We start from the raw sequence: 14,422 nt of genomic DNA on the forward strand, positions 1-14,422 counted from the left end.
GATGCACGGGAGCCCCGTACATCGCATCATCAGGCAAGCATTGCAATCCCGGCGCTTGTCGCGCCGCGATGGCCCGATCTTACATGTGGATTGGCTTGAAGAAGGTTGCGAGTGCGGCTTCCTTGACGGCTTCCGACATCGTGGGATGCGCATGGCAGGTGCGGCCGAGATCTTCCGACGAACCGCCGAATTCCATCAGCACGGCGATCTCATGGATCATCTCGCCGGCGCCGAAGCCGACGATATGGCCGCCGAGAACGCGATCCGTTTCCTTGTCGGCGAGGATCTTGACGAAACCGTCCGTCGCCAGCATGGCGCGGGCGCGGCCGTTGGCCGAGAACGGGAACTTGCCGACTTTGTAGGCGACGCCTGCGGCCTTCAGCTCTTCCTCGGTCTTGCCGACTGAGGCGACTTCCGGCTGCGTGTAGACGACGCTCGGAATGACGTCGTAGTTTACGTGGCCGGCCTGGCCGGCGAGGATTTCGGCAAGCGCCACGCCCTCGTCTTCCGCCTTGTGCGCGAGCATCGGACCCTTCACGACGTCGCCGATGGCATAGATGCCGGCGACATTGGTCTTGAAGTGACCATCGATCTCGACGCGGCCGCGATTGTCGAGCTTGACGCCGGCTTCTTCGAGGCCGAGGCCTGCCGTGTACGGCTTGCGGCCGGTGGCAACGAGAACGACATCAGCATCGAGCACGACCTTGTCGCCGCCCTTGACCGGCTCAAAGGTAACCTTCGCGCCATTGCCGGTTTTTTCAACGCCGACAACCTTGGCGCCGAGATGGAACTCAAGACCCTGCTTGGCGAGCATGCGCTGGAACTGCTTGGAGACTTCGCCGTCCATGCCGCCGAGGATGGTGTCTAGATATTCGACGACGGTAACCTTGGCGCCCAGACGCGACCAGACCGAGCCGAGCTCGAGGCCGATGACGCCGCCGCCGACGACGATCATCTTGCCCGGCACCTTGTCGAGTGCAATGCCGCCGGTCGAAGAGATGATGACCTTCTCGTCGATCTCGAGCGGCACGCCCGGGATGCCGGCAACGTCCGAACCGGTAGCAATGACGATGTTCTTGCCTTCGATCTCGGTGACCTTGCCATCATCGCCCGTAACCGAAACCTTGCCGGCCGAAACGATCTTGCCGGTGCCCTGGAAGGCATCGATCTTGTTCTTCTTGAAGAGGAAGGCGACGCCGTCGACGTTCGACTTCACGGTCGCATCCTTGTGCGCCAGCATCTTGCCCAGGTTCAGCTTCGGCGCGGCGACTTCGACGCCAAGCGCATCCATGCCATGGCCGGCGTGATGGAACACTTCGGAAGCGTGCAGCAACGCCTTGGAGGGGATGCAGCCGACATTGAGGCAGGTGCCGCCATAGGTCGCGCGCTTTTCGACGACCGCGACCTTCAGGCCGAGCTGCGCTGCCTTGACTGCGCAGACATAGCCGCCGGGGCCGGTTCCGATAATGATCACATCGTAGGACATGTTTTAATTTCCTTGTTTTGTATCTGTTTTAGTCGGCCGCCCGCGCCAAGGCGAGGCGGATGCCGAAGCCGACAAGCGCCGCTCCGGTGATGCGGTTGAACCATCTGCCCGACGCGATGAAGCGATCGCGCACCGGCTTGACGGTGAAGAAGGTGGAGACGCCGGCAAACCAGGCGACAAGCGCCGCCGCCATACCGATGCCGTAGCTGAACTGGATGAGCGCCGGCGTATCGTGATGAACGAGCGTCGAAAACAGCGACAGGAAGAACAGTACCGGCTTCGGGTTCAGCGCATTGGTGATGAAGCCCGTCGCCAGGCAGCGCCAGACCGAAACCGGCTTGCGGTCTTCTTCCGTGATCTCGACGTCTTTCACCTGAAAGCCCGCCTGGCGGAAGGACTTGATGCCGAGATAGACGAGATAGAGAACGCCAGCCCATTTGATCAGGCTGAAAAGCATCAACGACTGCGAGACGATCAGGCCGAGTCCGAGAATGGTGTAGCTGATGTGGAAGAGCAGCGAGAAGCCCATGCCGAGGCCCGTCATCATGGCGGCGCGGCGGCCATGCACGATGCTCTGGCGCAGGATCACGGCGAAATCGGCGCCGGGAACGACGATGAAGATCGAGAACACCGCCATCAGGCCGAGAAATTCGAGAATATATTGCATCTATCGACCCTTTCCGATCAGCGACCGCCGCTGACATTGAGAATGGAGCCCGTTATATAGGATGCGTGCGGGCTCAGAAGATAGAGGACGGCATCCGCTACTTCGTCCGCCGTACCGGGCCGCTGCATTGGAATAAGGGGGCTCATGTCGCGCGCCCGGTCGGGCAGTCCTCCGGACGCATGAATATCGGTATCGATGATGCCTGGGCGCACCGCATTCACGCGGATGCCCTCGGTCGCGACTTCGCGCGCCAAACCGAGCGTGAAGGTATCGATCGCGGCCTTGGATGCGGCATAGTCGACATATTGACCGGCGGAGCCGAGGATAGCAGCCATGGATGATACATTGACGATCACACCGCCTTTGCCGCCATGCCGGGTCGACATGCGAAGCACGGCCTGACCGGCGCAAAGGATCGAACCGGTCACATTGATCCGGAACATACGATCGAGCCGCTCCGATGTCATTTCATCGATACGATGCACGCTATCGACGATGCCGGCATTGTTGACGAGCCCGTCGATGCGGCCGAAATGCGCATCGACCTTGGCAAAGATGGATTTGATATCCTCGGGCTTGCCGACATCGCCGGCGATCGCGATCGCCTCGCCGCCGGCGTCGACGATTGTTCCGACCACGGCCTCGGCCGCATCCTTGTTGGACGCGTAGTTGACCGCTACGGCCCAACCATGCTGGGCTGCGGCAAGGCAGACTGCAGCACCGATGCCGCGGCTGCCGCCGGTCACGAGAAGAAGAGGTGCATCGTCGTTCATTGATTGCATCCTTTAAGACTAAGGACATCCCAGGGCGCGACGGTCGCCTTGCCCTTACCCCAGAGGGACGACTTCTGGATCGAAGGACCGAGCGCCGGGAGAAAAAGCCGGTCCGCCGCACTCTCGCCTTCCCCCGGCAATGCACGGATATGGCCCTTCAGATCCGAGGCGTAGACCATGCCCTGCCAGACGGTGCAGGCTCTGAGATCCGCCCCCGTCACATCCCCTTCGGGGCACTCGAACATGATCCGCCCATCGGCGCGCAATTGATCATCGCTGCGCATGACGACGCCCTCGGCCACAATATTGGTATTGCGTACCGCGAGCTTGAACCTGTTGCTGACGGATGATTCTGATTCCATGGGCTCGAAGCGCAGCTCATAGGCATTGTCCATATCGACATAGACAGCCTTTTCCTGCACGCACTCCTCCGCCTGCGCGGTGACGGGAGCGACCGCCCAAGCCAAGGTTACCAAGGGCATCGAAGCCAGTTTCGTCATCATGGTCCGAGCCGGCATCGTCATTGCCCTCCCGGCTCGCGCCGGCCATCCGCATTTTCCATGACACCGAAATCGGTGAACAGAACCAGCGGCTTGCCGGCGGCATCAAGTCCCCAGAACACCGGATAGAAGCCATCGCCCCAGCCGCTCGAGAAAACGGCCATATTGCCGCGCTTGCCCGAGATCGGTCGGTGCATGGCGTAATCGTCATTATTTGGCTGCAGCTCGGACGCCAGAACGTCGTCGTAATAATTGATATCCGACGTCGCCTTCTCCGCCTGAACCTGCTTTTCACGCTCCTGGATCAGCGCATAGGTCTCGGCATCCATGTAGCAGCCAAGACCGGCATCGACCGGATAACCGAAAAACTCATCGCTCTTCAGGGAATTGATATCCTGGCCCGATATTACGGCCAGCTCCCAGCGAACCGGCTTACCCACGGCAAAGCGCATGCTCGCCGCGGCGATGCGGCCAAAAGCTTGATACAGTGCGACGGGATAATCGCCGGGAGAAACGGTACGGGTAAATGGTGCGCGGTCAGGCCCGACGAGCGGGTCGCTGGCAACGATGCGCCCGGAGGTCAGCTCGACCTTGCCGATATGAACGGCTTTGATCGAACGGGCGGCGAGATCGGCGTCGCCAAGCGACGCCAGATCGAGATTGCTGCTGAGTTTGGAAATGTCGAGCTCGCCCGCGCTGGCGGCCGATGGCACCCATGCGGCGACGGCGCACAACAATCCGCGCAGCGTCCGCATGGGCCATGTCGACATGATCCAACGCTCCCCTTAGAGATCGAGAACGAGACGTTCCGGATCTTCCAGGCTTTCCTTGACGCGGACGAGGAAGGTCACGGCTTCCTTGCCGTCGACGATACGGTGATCGTAGGAAAGCGCCAGATACATCATCGGTCGGATGACGACCTGACCGCCGATGGCAACCGGGCGTTCCTGGATCTTGTGCATGCCGAGAATGCCCGACTGCGGCGCATTCAGGATCGGCGAGGACATCAGCGAACCGTAGACGCCGCCATTGGTGATGGTGAAGGTGCCGCCCTGCATGTCGGCCATCGCCAGTGTGCCGTCGCGAGCAGCCTTCGCCAGGCGGCCAAGTTCCTTCTCGACTTCGGCGATCGACATCTGATCTGCATCGCGGATCACGGGAACGACAAGACCCTTGTCGGTGCCGACAGCCATGCCGACGTGGCAGTAGTTCTTGTAGATGATGTCGGTGCCGTCGATCTCGGCGTTGACAGCAGGCAGTTCCTTCAGCGCGTGGGTGACGGCTTTGGTGAAGAAGCCCATGAAGCCGAGCTTCACGCCATGCTTCTTCTCGAAGACGTCCTTGTACTTGTTGCGCAGGTCCATGACGGCCTTCATGTCCACCTCGTTATAGGTGGTGAGCATGGCGGCGGTGTTCTGCGCATCCTTGAGGCGCTTGGCGATCGTCTGGCGCAGGCGGGTCATCTTGACGCGCTCTTCGCGGCTGACGTCCTCGACGGCGGTCGGAGCGCGAGCGGCAACGGGTGTTGCCGGTGCAGCGGCGGGAGCCGAAGCAGCCTTGGCGACGGCAGCAATGACATCACCCTTCAGGACCTGGCCGCGCTTGCCGCTGCCTTCGACCTGATCGGCAGAGAGATTGTTTTCGGCAAGGAGCTTACCGGCAGCCGGTGCCGGCGGCATGGAGGAAGCCGGAGCGGAAGCGGCGGGAGCGGCAACCGGTGCAGCAGCGGCAGGAGCCGGAGCAGCGGCGGCGGGTGCAGCAGCCTGTGCCGGAGCGGCTGCAGCGCCGTTGCCGGCGGAGATCTGGCCGAGCAGCGCGCCGAGACCTACGGTTTCGCCGGCCTGGGCAACGATTTCGGAAAGCGTACCGGCGGAGGGCGCCGGAACTTCGATCGTCACCTTGTCGGTTTCGAGTTCGAGAAGCGGCTCATCGGCCTTGATGGCATCGCCGACCTTCTTGAACCAGGTACCGACGGTCGCCTCGCTGACGGATTCGCCGAGGGTAGGAACGCGGATTTCAGTGGCCATTGTTCAAATCCTGATTTTTCGTCTTTATGAGTTGGATGGAATTCCGGCGACAGACGGCCGGGGGACGGGTGATACGCCGCGGCGCAAGAGCCCGAGCGACCGTTGCGGTCGACCGGGCATTTGCCTGATTGCGGCGATAGGCGGCATGTTGCTGCATGGCTGCCATCTTCTCCCCCGTCACATCATGCGGAAGGCTGGGGCGCGACGCCGCGACTTTCAAACGAAAACGCGTCACCGCGCAACCCCTCAACCGCCGAGCGCGTCCTCGAGGAACGCCGCAAGCTGCGACAGATGCTTGGACATCAGGCCCGTCGCCGGGGAGGCGGCGGCCGGACGGCCGGTGTAGCGAACGCGCTGGTACTTGGCATCGATATGGGCAAGCACCCATTCCAGATAGGGATCGATGAAGGACCATGCGCCCATGTTCTTCGGCTCTTCCTGGCACCAGACCATTTCCGCATTGCGGAAGCGACTAAGCTCGTTGATGAGCGCCTTGGCCGGGAACGGATAGAGCTGTTCGATGCGCAGCAGGTAGACATCGTCGATGCCGCGCTTCTCGCGCTCTTCCAAGAGATCGTAGTAGACCTTGCCCGAGCAGATGACGACGCGACGGATCTTGTTGTCCTTCTGCAGCTTGATCGGGCCGTCCTTGATCAGTTCGGCATCGTCCCACAGCAGGCGGTGGAACGAGCTTTCGCCGGCCATCTCCGCGAGCGTCGATACGGCACGCTTGTGGCGCAGCAGCGACTTCGGCGTCATCAGAATCAGCGGCTTGCGGAAGTCGCGCTTCAGCTGACGGCGCAGGATGTGGAAGTAGTTCGCCGGCGTCGTGACGTTGGCGACCTGCATGTTGTCTTCGGCGCAGAGCTGCAGATAGCGTTCCAGGCGAGCCGAAGAGTGCTCCGGACCCTGACCTTCATAGCCATGCGGCAGCAGGCAGACGAGGCCGGACATGCGCAGCCACTTGCGTTCGCCAGACGAGATGAACTGGTCGAAGACGACCTGCGCGCCGTTGGCGAAATCGCCGAACTGAGCTTCCCAGAGAGTCAGCGCGTTCGGACGGGCAAGCGAGTAGCCATATTCGAAGCCAAGAACCGCTTCTTCCGAGAGCATCGAGTTGATGACTTCGTAGCGGGCCTGGGTCGGCGAGAGATTGGCGAGCGGAATGTAGCGCTCTTCGGTCTCCTGATCGTAGAGAACCGAATGACGCTGCGAGAAGGTGCCGCGTTCGCAATCCTGACCGGACAGACGGATCTTGTGGCCTTCGACGACGAGCGAACCGAATGCCAGGGCTTCCGCCATGGCCCAGTCGATGCCCTCGCCGGTCTGCACCATGTTGGCGCGATTTTCCATGAAGCGCTGGATGGTGCGGTGCGCGTGGAAGCCGGCCGGGATTTCCGACAGCTTGCGACCGATTTCCTTCAGCGACTTCATCGGCACGGCCGTCTTGCCACGGCGCTGTTCGTCGGCATTGTCGGCCGTGTGCAGACCGGACCACTCGCCGTCCAGCCAGTCGGCCTTGTTCGGCTTGTAGGACTGGCCGGCCTCGAACTCCTGCTCGAGATGGGCACGCCAATCGGCCTTCATCTTTTCGACTTCGCCTTCGGTCAGCACGCCTTCGCTGACCAGCCGCTGCGAGTAGATCTGCAGGACCGTGCTGTGGGCGCGGATGACCTTGTACATGTTCGGCTGCGTGAAGGACGGTTCATCGCCTTCGTTGTGGCCGTAGCGGCGATAGCAGAACATGTCGAGGACCACAGGCTTGTGGAACTTCATGCGGAATTCGGTCGCGATCTTCGCGGCGTAGACGACCGCTTCCGGATCGTCGCCGTTGACGTGGAAGATCGGCGCTTCGATCATCTTGGCGACGTCGGACGGATAGGGCGACGAACGCGAGAAGGCCGGATTGGTGGTGAAGCCGATCTGGTTGTTGATGATGACGTGCATCGTACCGGCAACGCGATGGCCGCGCAGACCGGAAAGACCGAGGATTTCGGCAACGACGCCCTGGCCAGCGAAAGCCGCGTCGCCATGAATCAGCAGCGGCACGACCTTGGCGCGCTCGGACAGCGGGATGATGTCGCCGTCCCATTGGGTGGCGCCCATGTCCTGCTTGGCGCGGGCCTTGCCCATGACGACCGGATTGACGATTTCGAGATGCGACGGGTTTGCCGTCAGCGAGACGTGCACCTTCGCGCCATCGAAATCGCGGTCCGAAGAAGCGCCGAGATGGTACTTGACGTCGCCCGAGCCTTCGACTTCGTCCGGCGCGTAGGAGCCGCCCTTGAACTCGTGGAAAATGGCGCGGTGCGGTTTGCCCATGACCTGGGACAGCACGTTCAGACGGCCGCGGTGAGCCATGCCGAAGACGGCTTCGCGAAGACCGAGCTGGCTGCCGCTCTTGAGGATCTGTTCGAGCGCCGGGATCAGCGATTCGCCGCCGTCGAGACCGAAGCGCTTGGTGCCCTTGAACTTGACGTCGAGGAACTGCTCATAGCCTTCGGCTTCGATGACCTTCTGGAGGATGGCCTTCTTGCGCTCGGGGTTGAAAGCGATGCCCTTGTCCGGACCTTCGATGCGCTCTTGAATCCATGCTTTTTCCTCCGGATTGGAGATATGCATGAATTCGACGCCGAGGGTGGAGCAGTAGGTGCGCTCGAGGATCCCGATCATCTCGCGAACGGTCGCGAATTCGAGGCCGAGTACGTTGTCGATGAAGATCTTGCGGTCGAAGTCGGCCTCGGTGAAACCATAGGCTTCCGGCGACAGCTCCTTGTAGTCTTCGACCGGAGCGGCGATGCCGAGCGGATCGAGCTTGGCGTGCAGGTGGCCGCGCATGCGATAGGCGCGGATCATCATGATGGCGCGGACGCTGTCGCGCGTCGCCTGCAGCACGTCGGTCGCGCTCGCCGGCGTACCGGCGGTTTCCGCCTTCGCCTTCAGCTTGGTTTCGATGACCTTTTCGACCACGCCCCAGTCGCCGTCGAGCGCGGAAACCAGATCGCCCTTTGCCGGGATCGGCCAGTTCTTGCGCTGCCAAGAGGCGCCCTTCGCTGCCTTCCTCACATCGTCGGGGCTATCCTCGAGCGCCTTGAAGAAAGACCGCCATTCGTCGGAGACCGATGAAGGATCGTCCTCGTAGCGCGCGTAGAGCTGCTCGATATAGGCAGCATTGGCGCCATCCAGGAACGAGGTGATCTGAAATTGCTCGTTGGCTTCTTGCCTTGCCATGGTGAATCTGCGGGCGCTCTCGCCCGTCTCCCAACTTGTTTGCATTGCCGGTTTTCGGGTCCCCGGCGACCGTATTTCGTTCACAGCCATGAAGGCCGCAGCTATGCACTTGCAAATGTCGAAACCGGACGGGACAAGGCGACTGCCGCCCCGTCCGGCCTTGCTATAGGTAGGCTCAGCCCTTCAGGACTTCCACCAGCGTCTTGCCGAGACGCGCCGGCGACGGCGACACGCGGATGCCCGCCGCCTCCATCGCTGCGATCTTGTCTTCCGCGCCGCCCTTGCCGCCGGAAATCACGGCGCCCGCGTGGCCCATGGTGCGGCCAGGAGGTGCCGTGCGGCCGGCGATGAAGCCGACCATCGGCTTCTTGCGGCCCTTCTTGGCTTCGTCCTTGAGGAACTGCGCGGCTTCTTCTTCAGCCGAACCGCCGATTTCGCCGATCATGATGATCGACTTGGTTTCGTCGTCGGCGAGGAACATTTCCAGGATGTCGATGAATTCGGTGCCCTTGACCGGGTCGCCGCCGATGCCGACAGCCGTCGTCTGGCCGAGACCTTCATTGGTGGTCTGGAACACGGCTTCGTAGGTCAGCGTGCCGGAACGCGAGAGAACGCCGACGGAGCCCTTCTTGAAGATGGAGCCCGGCATGATGCCGATCTTGCATTCGTTCGGGGTGAGAACGCCGGGGCAGTTCGGTCCGATCAGACGCGACTTCGACCTGATCAGGCGGTCCTTGACCTTGACCATGTCGGCAACCGGAATGCCTTCCGTGATGCAGACGATCAGCGGGATCTCGGCTTCGATCGCTTCGAGGATCGCAGCCGCAGCACCTGCCGGCGGTACGTAGATGACCGAGGCGTTGGCGCCGGTCGCGTCCTTGCCTTCGGCGACGGACTTGAAGATCGGCAGCTTTTCGCCGTCCTTGCCGGTCCAGGTTTCACCGCCCTTGGAAGGGTGGATACCGCCGACCATCTTCGTGCCGTGATAGGCAAGCGCCTGTTCGGTGTGGAAGGTACCGGTCTTGCCGGTCAGGCCCTGAACCAGAACCTTGGTGTCTTTGTTGATGAGAATAGACATGCGAGGCCTTTGTTACGAGAGGTTGGAAGACGCGGAGGCAACGCGGCGATATAAGCCGCTGACGACCTCCTGCCATGTATCGCTGCCGGCGGGCGAGAACGTGACGCCCATGCGGTAGCAGTCTTCATTTTCGAACTGGAAGAGAGTGCGCTGCTGACCGCGCGGCGAGACCTTGGTCAGGACAAGCTTGTCGTCGATCCATTCGCCGGAGGCCGGCGCGGCGGGCGTAAAGCCCACCGTATCGAACTGATAGAGCTTGTAGGCCTGATCCGCGGCGTCGAAGCCGAGAATGTTCCGGGCTTCGAACGAGGTGCTGCCGTCCCGCGTCTGCACGTAGCGCTGTTCGACGAAAAATCCGCCGAACAGACACTCAGCCGTGAGCTGCGCGGTTGCCGTGCCTTCCTTCGTCCAGGCCGAAGCCGCGACACGCTCTTCCCCTTCCCAGGTGCCGGCAAAGGCACCGAGGCGAAGATGAGCAGCCGTTGGAGCGAAGGAAGCAGCCATCCCGATCAGCCCTTGACTGCCTTCACGATCTTCTGGGCGGCATCGTCCAGGTCATCTGCGGAGATGACGTTGAGACCGGATTCGTTGATGATCTTCTTGCCGAGCTCGACATTGGTGCCTTCGAGGCGAACGACGAGCGGAACCTTCAGACCGACTTCCTTGACGGCTGCGAGCACGCCTTCGGCAATGACGTCGCACTTCATGATGCCGCCGAAGATGTTGACCAGAATGCCCTGGACAGCCGGATCGGCAGTGATGATCTTGAAGGCGGCCGTAACCTTTTCCTTGGTGGCGCCACCGCCGACATCGAGGAAGTTCGCCGGCTCAGCGCCGTAGAGCTTGATGATGTCCATGGTTGCCATGGCAAGGCCGGCGCCATTGACCATGCAGCCGATGTTGCCGTCGAGGGCGACATAGGCGAGGTCGTATTCATGCGCCTGGATTTCCTTCTCGTCTTCTTCGGACGTGTCGCGGAGCGCGCGGACGTCTTCGTGACGGAAGAGAGCGTTGCCGTCGAAGGAAACCTTGGCGTCGAGAACGCGCAGGCGACCGTTGGTCATGACGATCAGCGGGTTGACTTCGAGGAGCGCCATGTCCTTCTCGACGAAGGCCTTGTAGAGGATCGGGAAGAGCTTGGCGGCATCTTCGCGGGCAGCACCCTCGAGCTTCAGCGCGTCGGAAAGAGCAGCCGTATTGGCAGCCGTCACACCCGTCGACGGGTCGATGGCGACGGTGATGATCTTTTCCGGCGTGTCGTGCGCAACGGTCTCGATGTCCATGCCGCCTTCGGTCGAAACGACGAAAGCGACCTGACCGACGGAGCGGTCGACCAGGATCGAGAGGTAGAGTTCGCGGTCGATGTCCGCGCCGTCTTCGATGTAGAGGCGGTTGACCTGCTTGCCAGCCGGGCCGGTCTGCTTGGTCACCAGCGTGTTGCCGAGCATGTCCTTGGCGTTGGCGACCACGTCGTCAATGGACTTGGCGAGACGAACGCCGCCCTTGGCGTCGGGGCCGAGTTCCTTGAACTTGCCCTTGCCGCGGCCGCCAGCATGGATCTGGCTCTTGACGACGTAGAGCGGGCCTGGGAGCTGCTTGGCGGCGGCAGCGGCTTCATCGGCGGAGAAGATGGCAACGCCGTCCGCGACGGGTGCGCCATAGCTCTTCAACAGCGCCTTGGCCTGGTATTCATGAATGTTCATGGGTCTATCCCTGTTGGAACGGCTAGATTATTTCAGCGACGGCGCGATCGTGGCGCAGGCTTCGCAAAGACCCGCAACAGCTGCGACCGACTTGTCGAAGGCTTCCTTTTCGGCCTTGTTCAGGTCGATCTCGATCACGCGCTCGATGCCGCCAGCACCGATGACGGTCGGAACGCCGACATACATGTCCTTGACGCCATACTGGCCGTCGAGGTGAGCGGCGCAGGGCAGGACGCGCTTCTTGTCCTTGAGATAGGACTCGGCCATCGCGATGGCGGAAGCAGCCGGGGCGTAATAAGCGGAACCGGTCTTGAGCAGGCCGACGATCTCGGCGCCGCCGTCACGGGTGCGCTGGATGATTTCTTCGAGGCGCTCGGCAGTGAGCCAGCCCATGGTGACGAGGTCCGTCAGCGGGATGCCGGCAACGGTGGAGTAGCGAGCGAGCGGCACCATCGAATCGCCGTGGCCGCCAAGAACGAAAGCCGTGACGTCTTCGACCGATACGTTGAATTCCTTGGCGAGGAAGAGGCGGAAGCGCGAGCTATCGAGCACGCCGGCCATACCGACGACCTTGTTGGTCGGCAGGCCCGAGAACTTCTGCAGCGCCCAGACCATGGCATCGAGCGGATTGGTGATGCAGATCACGAAAGCGTTCGGGGCATACTTCTTGATGCCGGCGCCGACCTGTTCCATGACCTTGAGGTTGATGCCGAGAAGATCGTCGCGGCTCATGCCCGGCTTGCGGGGAACGCCAGCGGTGACGATGCAGACGTCAGCGCCTTCGATCGCAGAATAGTCGCTGGCGCCGGTAAGGTTGGCGTCGAAGCCTTCGACGGGAGAGGACTGGGCGATATCGAGACCCTTGCCCTGAGGAATGCCGTCCGCGATGTCGAACAGGACGATGTCGCCCAGTTCCTTCAGGCCGGCGAGATGCGCCAGCGTGCCACCAATCATGCCAGAACCAATAAGTGCGATCTTGTTGCGCGCCATTTCGGTGTATCCTTTGCGATCAAAATCCGTGGCGGGACACCTGCAAGGCATCCACCTATGCCGCAACTCGCATAGACCCAAAGGCCGAAATTGGCAATTGATTATTTTGAGATCAGGAATTTCAATCGGTTAGATCGAAAAATTCTTACGTAAACGTAAGTCAATCCGTCACCGATTTGTTACTCGGCGGCCCGTCTTGCCGGAGTCTGGGCGAGATATTCGGCGCTGCGCATCTCGAAAAGCCGGGATGCGGTCCGGTCGAATTCGAAGCCTTCGGTGCCCCGACGCTCCACGAGCAGATCTTCCGGCATCGCGGCTGCGGAGACGTAAAGCCGAATATTATGATCGTAGAGCGTATCGATCAAAATGATGAAACGCTTCGTTTGATTCCGCTTGTTCGGACCAAGCTTCGGCACATGATCGAGAAAGATCGTATCGAAACGCTCCGCGATGGCGAGAAAATCGGCAGGCCCGAGCGGCGCGTCGCAAAGATCGGCGAAGGAAAAACGCGCCATGCGATCGATGGCGAGCGGGACATGGATGGAACGCCCCTTCATCGGGATCTCCGTCGGCTGCGCCTTGCGTCCATGCAGCCCCTGCATCCAGGAGGCGTCCATCGCCATGTCGGTACGCTGGTCAAGCGGAGTGAGATAGACCGGCTGGCTGTTCAGCTTCTCCATGCGGTAATCGGTCGGCGAATCCAGCGTCACGATATCGACATGCTTCTTCAAGAGATCGATAAAGGGCAGGAAAAGGCCACGATTGAGCCCGTCACGATAGAGATTGTCCGGCTCGACATTCGAGGTGGCGATCAGCACGCAGCCGAGCGAAAACAGCTCGGAAAACAGCCGCGAGAGGATCATCGCGTCGGCAATGTCGGTGACCGTGAATTCATCGAAGCACAACAGTTCGGCTTCGGCGTAGAGATCGGCGGCAACTGGCGGTATGGGGTCGGTCTGCTTCGTCTCGCCGCTCTTGAATTTCAGCCGCTGCGCCGCAATCCGGTTGTGCACATCGTTCATGAACTCGAAAAAATGCGCCCGGCGCTTTTTCGGGCAGGGTGCCATTGCGAAGAACATGTCCATCAACATGGTCTTGCCGCGGCCGACGCTGCCGTGAATATAGAGGCCGTTGATCGTCTCGGCCGATTTCTTGCGCGCGGCAAACATCCAGCCCAGCGCGCTGGACTTTGCCGCGGGCCGCTTCCGCTTGAGATCGGCAAGCACGCGGTCCAGCTTTTTCGCCACACCCATCTGCGCCGAATCCAATTGAAGGGATCCGGACGCCGTCAGCGCCTTCAGCTGTTCGCAGACGCTGATCGAGTAATCTGGCATGGGCTGCATGGGGAAATATCCGCCTGTGCAAATGGGGACGCATCCAGAGAATGCCGCCCCTTTCAAATAAGCTTATCGGCTGAGGCTGAGCGGTTGACCGGAGGCGGTCGAACCGTCAAAGCGCGAAGCGGCCGTCTTGTAGACCGTACCGATCGTCGAGCCGTCACGATTCTTCAACAGGACCTGCTTGCCGGAAACCTCCCACGAACCCATCGAGGTCAGCTCGCCAGCGCAACCGCGCGTGCCACCGCGCGAGCCGCTGCCGAGGTTCGTCAGCGTCAGGAACATGTCGCAGCTCGATCCGCCGTTGCTGACCTTCCAGCTGCCGACCATCGATTCCTTCGTGACATCCATGGCGGACGCCGCCATCGCCTGCTGCTGTGCTGGATTGGCTGCATTCGGCGCGCTCGCGGGAGCGGCCGGGAACTGCGAACCGTTGCCGGCGCCTGCGGGCGGAAGCTGGCTGGATTGTACGGAAGGAACAGGCTGAGCCTGCAGTGGCGGCGGAGAAGAATAACTGTCGTTGTTGTATGCCGTGCGCTGGCAACCGGCAAGCGACAGGCCAATCGCCGCAGCCGTCACTGCATATCTAAACTGCATCATCACACTCCTAAATGATTGTCCACCGCTGAC

The 14,422-nt window shown here is 61.4% G+C and carries 13 protein-coding genes; all 13 read right to left on the reverse strand.

What is annotated here, in order from left to right:
• Positions 1-79: 79 nt before the first annotated feature.
• The 13 genes from lpdA to RTCIAT899_RS16725 all read right to left on the reverse strand — a co-directional run bounded on the left by lpdA (position 80) and on the right by RTCIAT899_RS16725 (position 14,389).
• A complete protein-coding gene (gene lpdA / locus RTCIAT899_RS16660; RefSeq protein ID WP_015341401.1) occupies positions 80-1,486 on the reverse strand; it encodes a dihydrolipoyl dehydrogenase in 1,407 nt (468 codons plus the stop codon).
• 28 nt (positions 1,487-1,514) lie between these two features.
• Positions 1,515-2,153 (reverse strand): LysE family translocator, encoded by a 639-nt coding sequence (locus tag RTCIAT899_RS16665; protein WP_015341402.1) that lies wholly within the window; start codon positions 2,151-2,153, stop codon positions 1,515-1,517.
• 17 nt (positions 2,154-2,170) lie between these two features.
• Positions 2,171-2,926, reverse strand: coding sequence for an SDR family oxidoreductase (locus tag RTCIAT899_RS16670; protein ID WP_015341403.1), 756 nt, complete (start codon positions 2,924-2,926; stop codon positions 2,171-2,173).
• Positions 2,923-3,450, reverse strand: coding sequence for a hypothetical protein (locus RTCIAT899_RS16675; RefSeq protein WP_376766858.1), 528 nt, complete (start codon positions 3,448-3,450; stop codon positions 2,923-2,925). Before RTCIAT899_RS16675 ends, RTCIAT899_RS16670 begins: the two co-directional genes overlap by 4 nt.
• Complete coding sequence (locus RTCIAT899_RS16680) at positions 3,447-4,196, reverse strand: DUF4241 domain-containing protein (protein WP_015341405.1); 750 nt, start codon at positions 4,194-4,196, stop codon at positions 3,447-3,449. The genes RTCIAT899_RS16675 and RTCIAT899_RS16680 overlap by 4 nt, the downstream gene beginning before the upstream one ends.
• Positions 4,197-4,211: 15 nt before the next feature.
• Positions 4,212-5,453 (reverse strand): 2-oxoglutarate dehydrogenase complex dihydrolipoyllysine-residue succinyltransferase, encoded by a 1,242-nt coding sequence (gene odhB / locus RTCIAT899_RS16685; protein WP_015341406.1) that lies wholly within the window; start codon positions 5,451-5,453, stop codon positions 4,212-4,214.
• A gap of 246 nt (positions 5,454-5,699) precedes the next feature.
• Entirely contained in the window at positions 5,700-8,684 is a 2,985-nt protein-coding gene (locus RTCIAT899_RS16695) for a 2-oxoglutarate dehydrogenase E1 component (RefSeq protein WP_015341407.1), read from the reverse strand.
• Positions 8,685-8,859: 175 nt separating this feature from the next.
• A complete protein-coding gene (gene sucD, locus RTCIAT899_RS16700; protein WP_015341408.1) occupies positions 8,860-9,762 on the reverse strand; it encodes a succinate--CoA ligase subunit alpha in 903 nt (300 codons plus the stop codon).
• 12 nt (positions 9,763-9,774) lie between these two features.
• On the reverse strand, positions 9,775-10,266 hold the full coding sequence (locus RTCIAT899_RS16705) for a DUF1579 family protein (RefSeq protein WP_015341409.1): 492 nt from the start codon (positions 10,264-10,266) through the stop codon (positions 9,775-9,777).
• A gap of 5 nt (positions 10,267-10,271) precedes the next feature.
• Complete coding sequence (gene sucC, locus RTCIAT899_RS16710; protein ID WP_015341410.1) at positions 10,272-11,465, reverse strand: ADP-forming succinate--CoA ligase subunit beta; 1,194 nt, start codon at positions 11,463-11,465, stop codon at positions 10,272-10,274.
• A gap of 27 nt (positions 11,466-11,492) precedes the next feature.
• A complete protein-coding gene (mdh, locus tag RTCIAT899_RS16715; protein WP_015341411.1) occupies positions 11,493-12,455 on the reverse strand; it encodes a malate dehydrogenase in 963 nt (320 codons plus the stop codon).
• 179 nt (positions 12,456-12,634) lie between these two features.
• Entirely contained in the window at positions 12,635-13,798 is a 1,164-nt protein-coding gene (gene zapE / locus RTCIAT899_RS16720; protein WP_015341412.1) for a cell division protein ZapE, read from the reverse strand.
• Between the two features lie 63 nt (positions 13,799-13,861).
• Positions 13,862-14,389 carry a protease inhibitor Inh/omp19 family protein gene (locus RTCIAT899_RS16725; RefSeq protein ID WP_015341413.1) on the reverse strand — a complete coding sequence of 176 codons (528 nt, stop codon included), beginning with the start codon at positions 14,387-14,389 and terminating at the stop codon, positions 13,862-13,864.
• Positions 14,390-14,422: the final 33 nt, after the last annotated feature.

Source organism: Rhizobium tropici CIAT 899 (assembly GCF_000330885.1).
In the GTDB taxonomy this organism is placed as follows: domain Bacteria; phylum Pseudomonadota; class Alphaproteobacteria; order Rhizobiales; family Rhizobiaceae; genus Rhizobium; species Rhizobium tropici.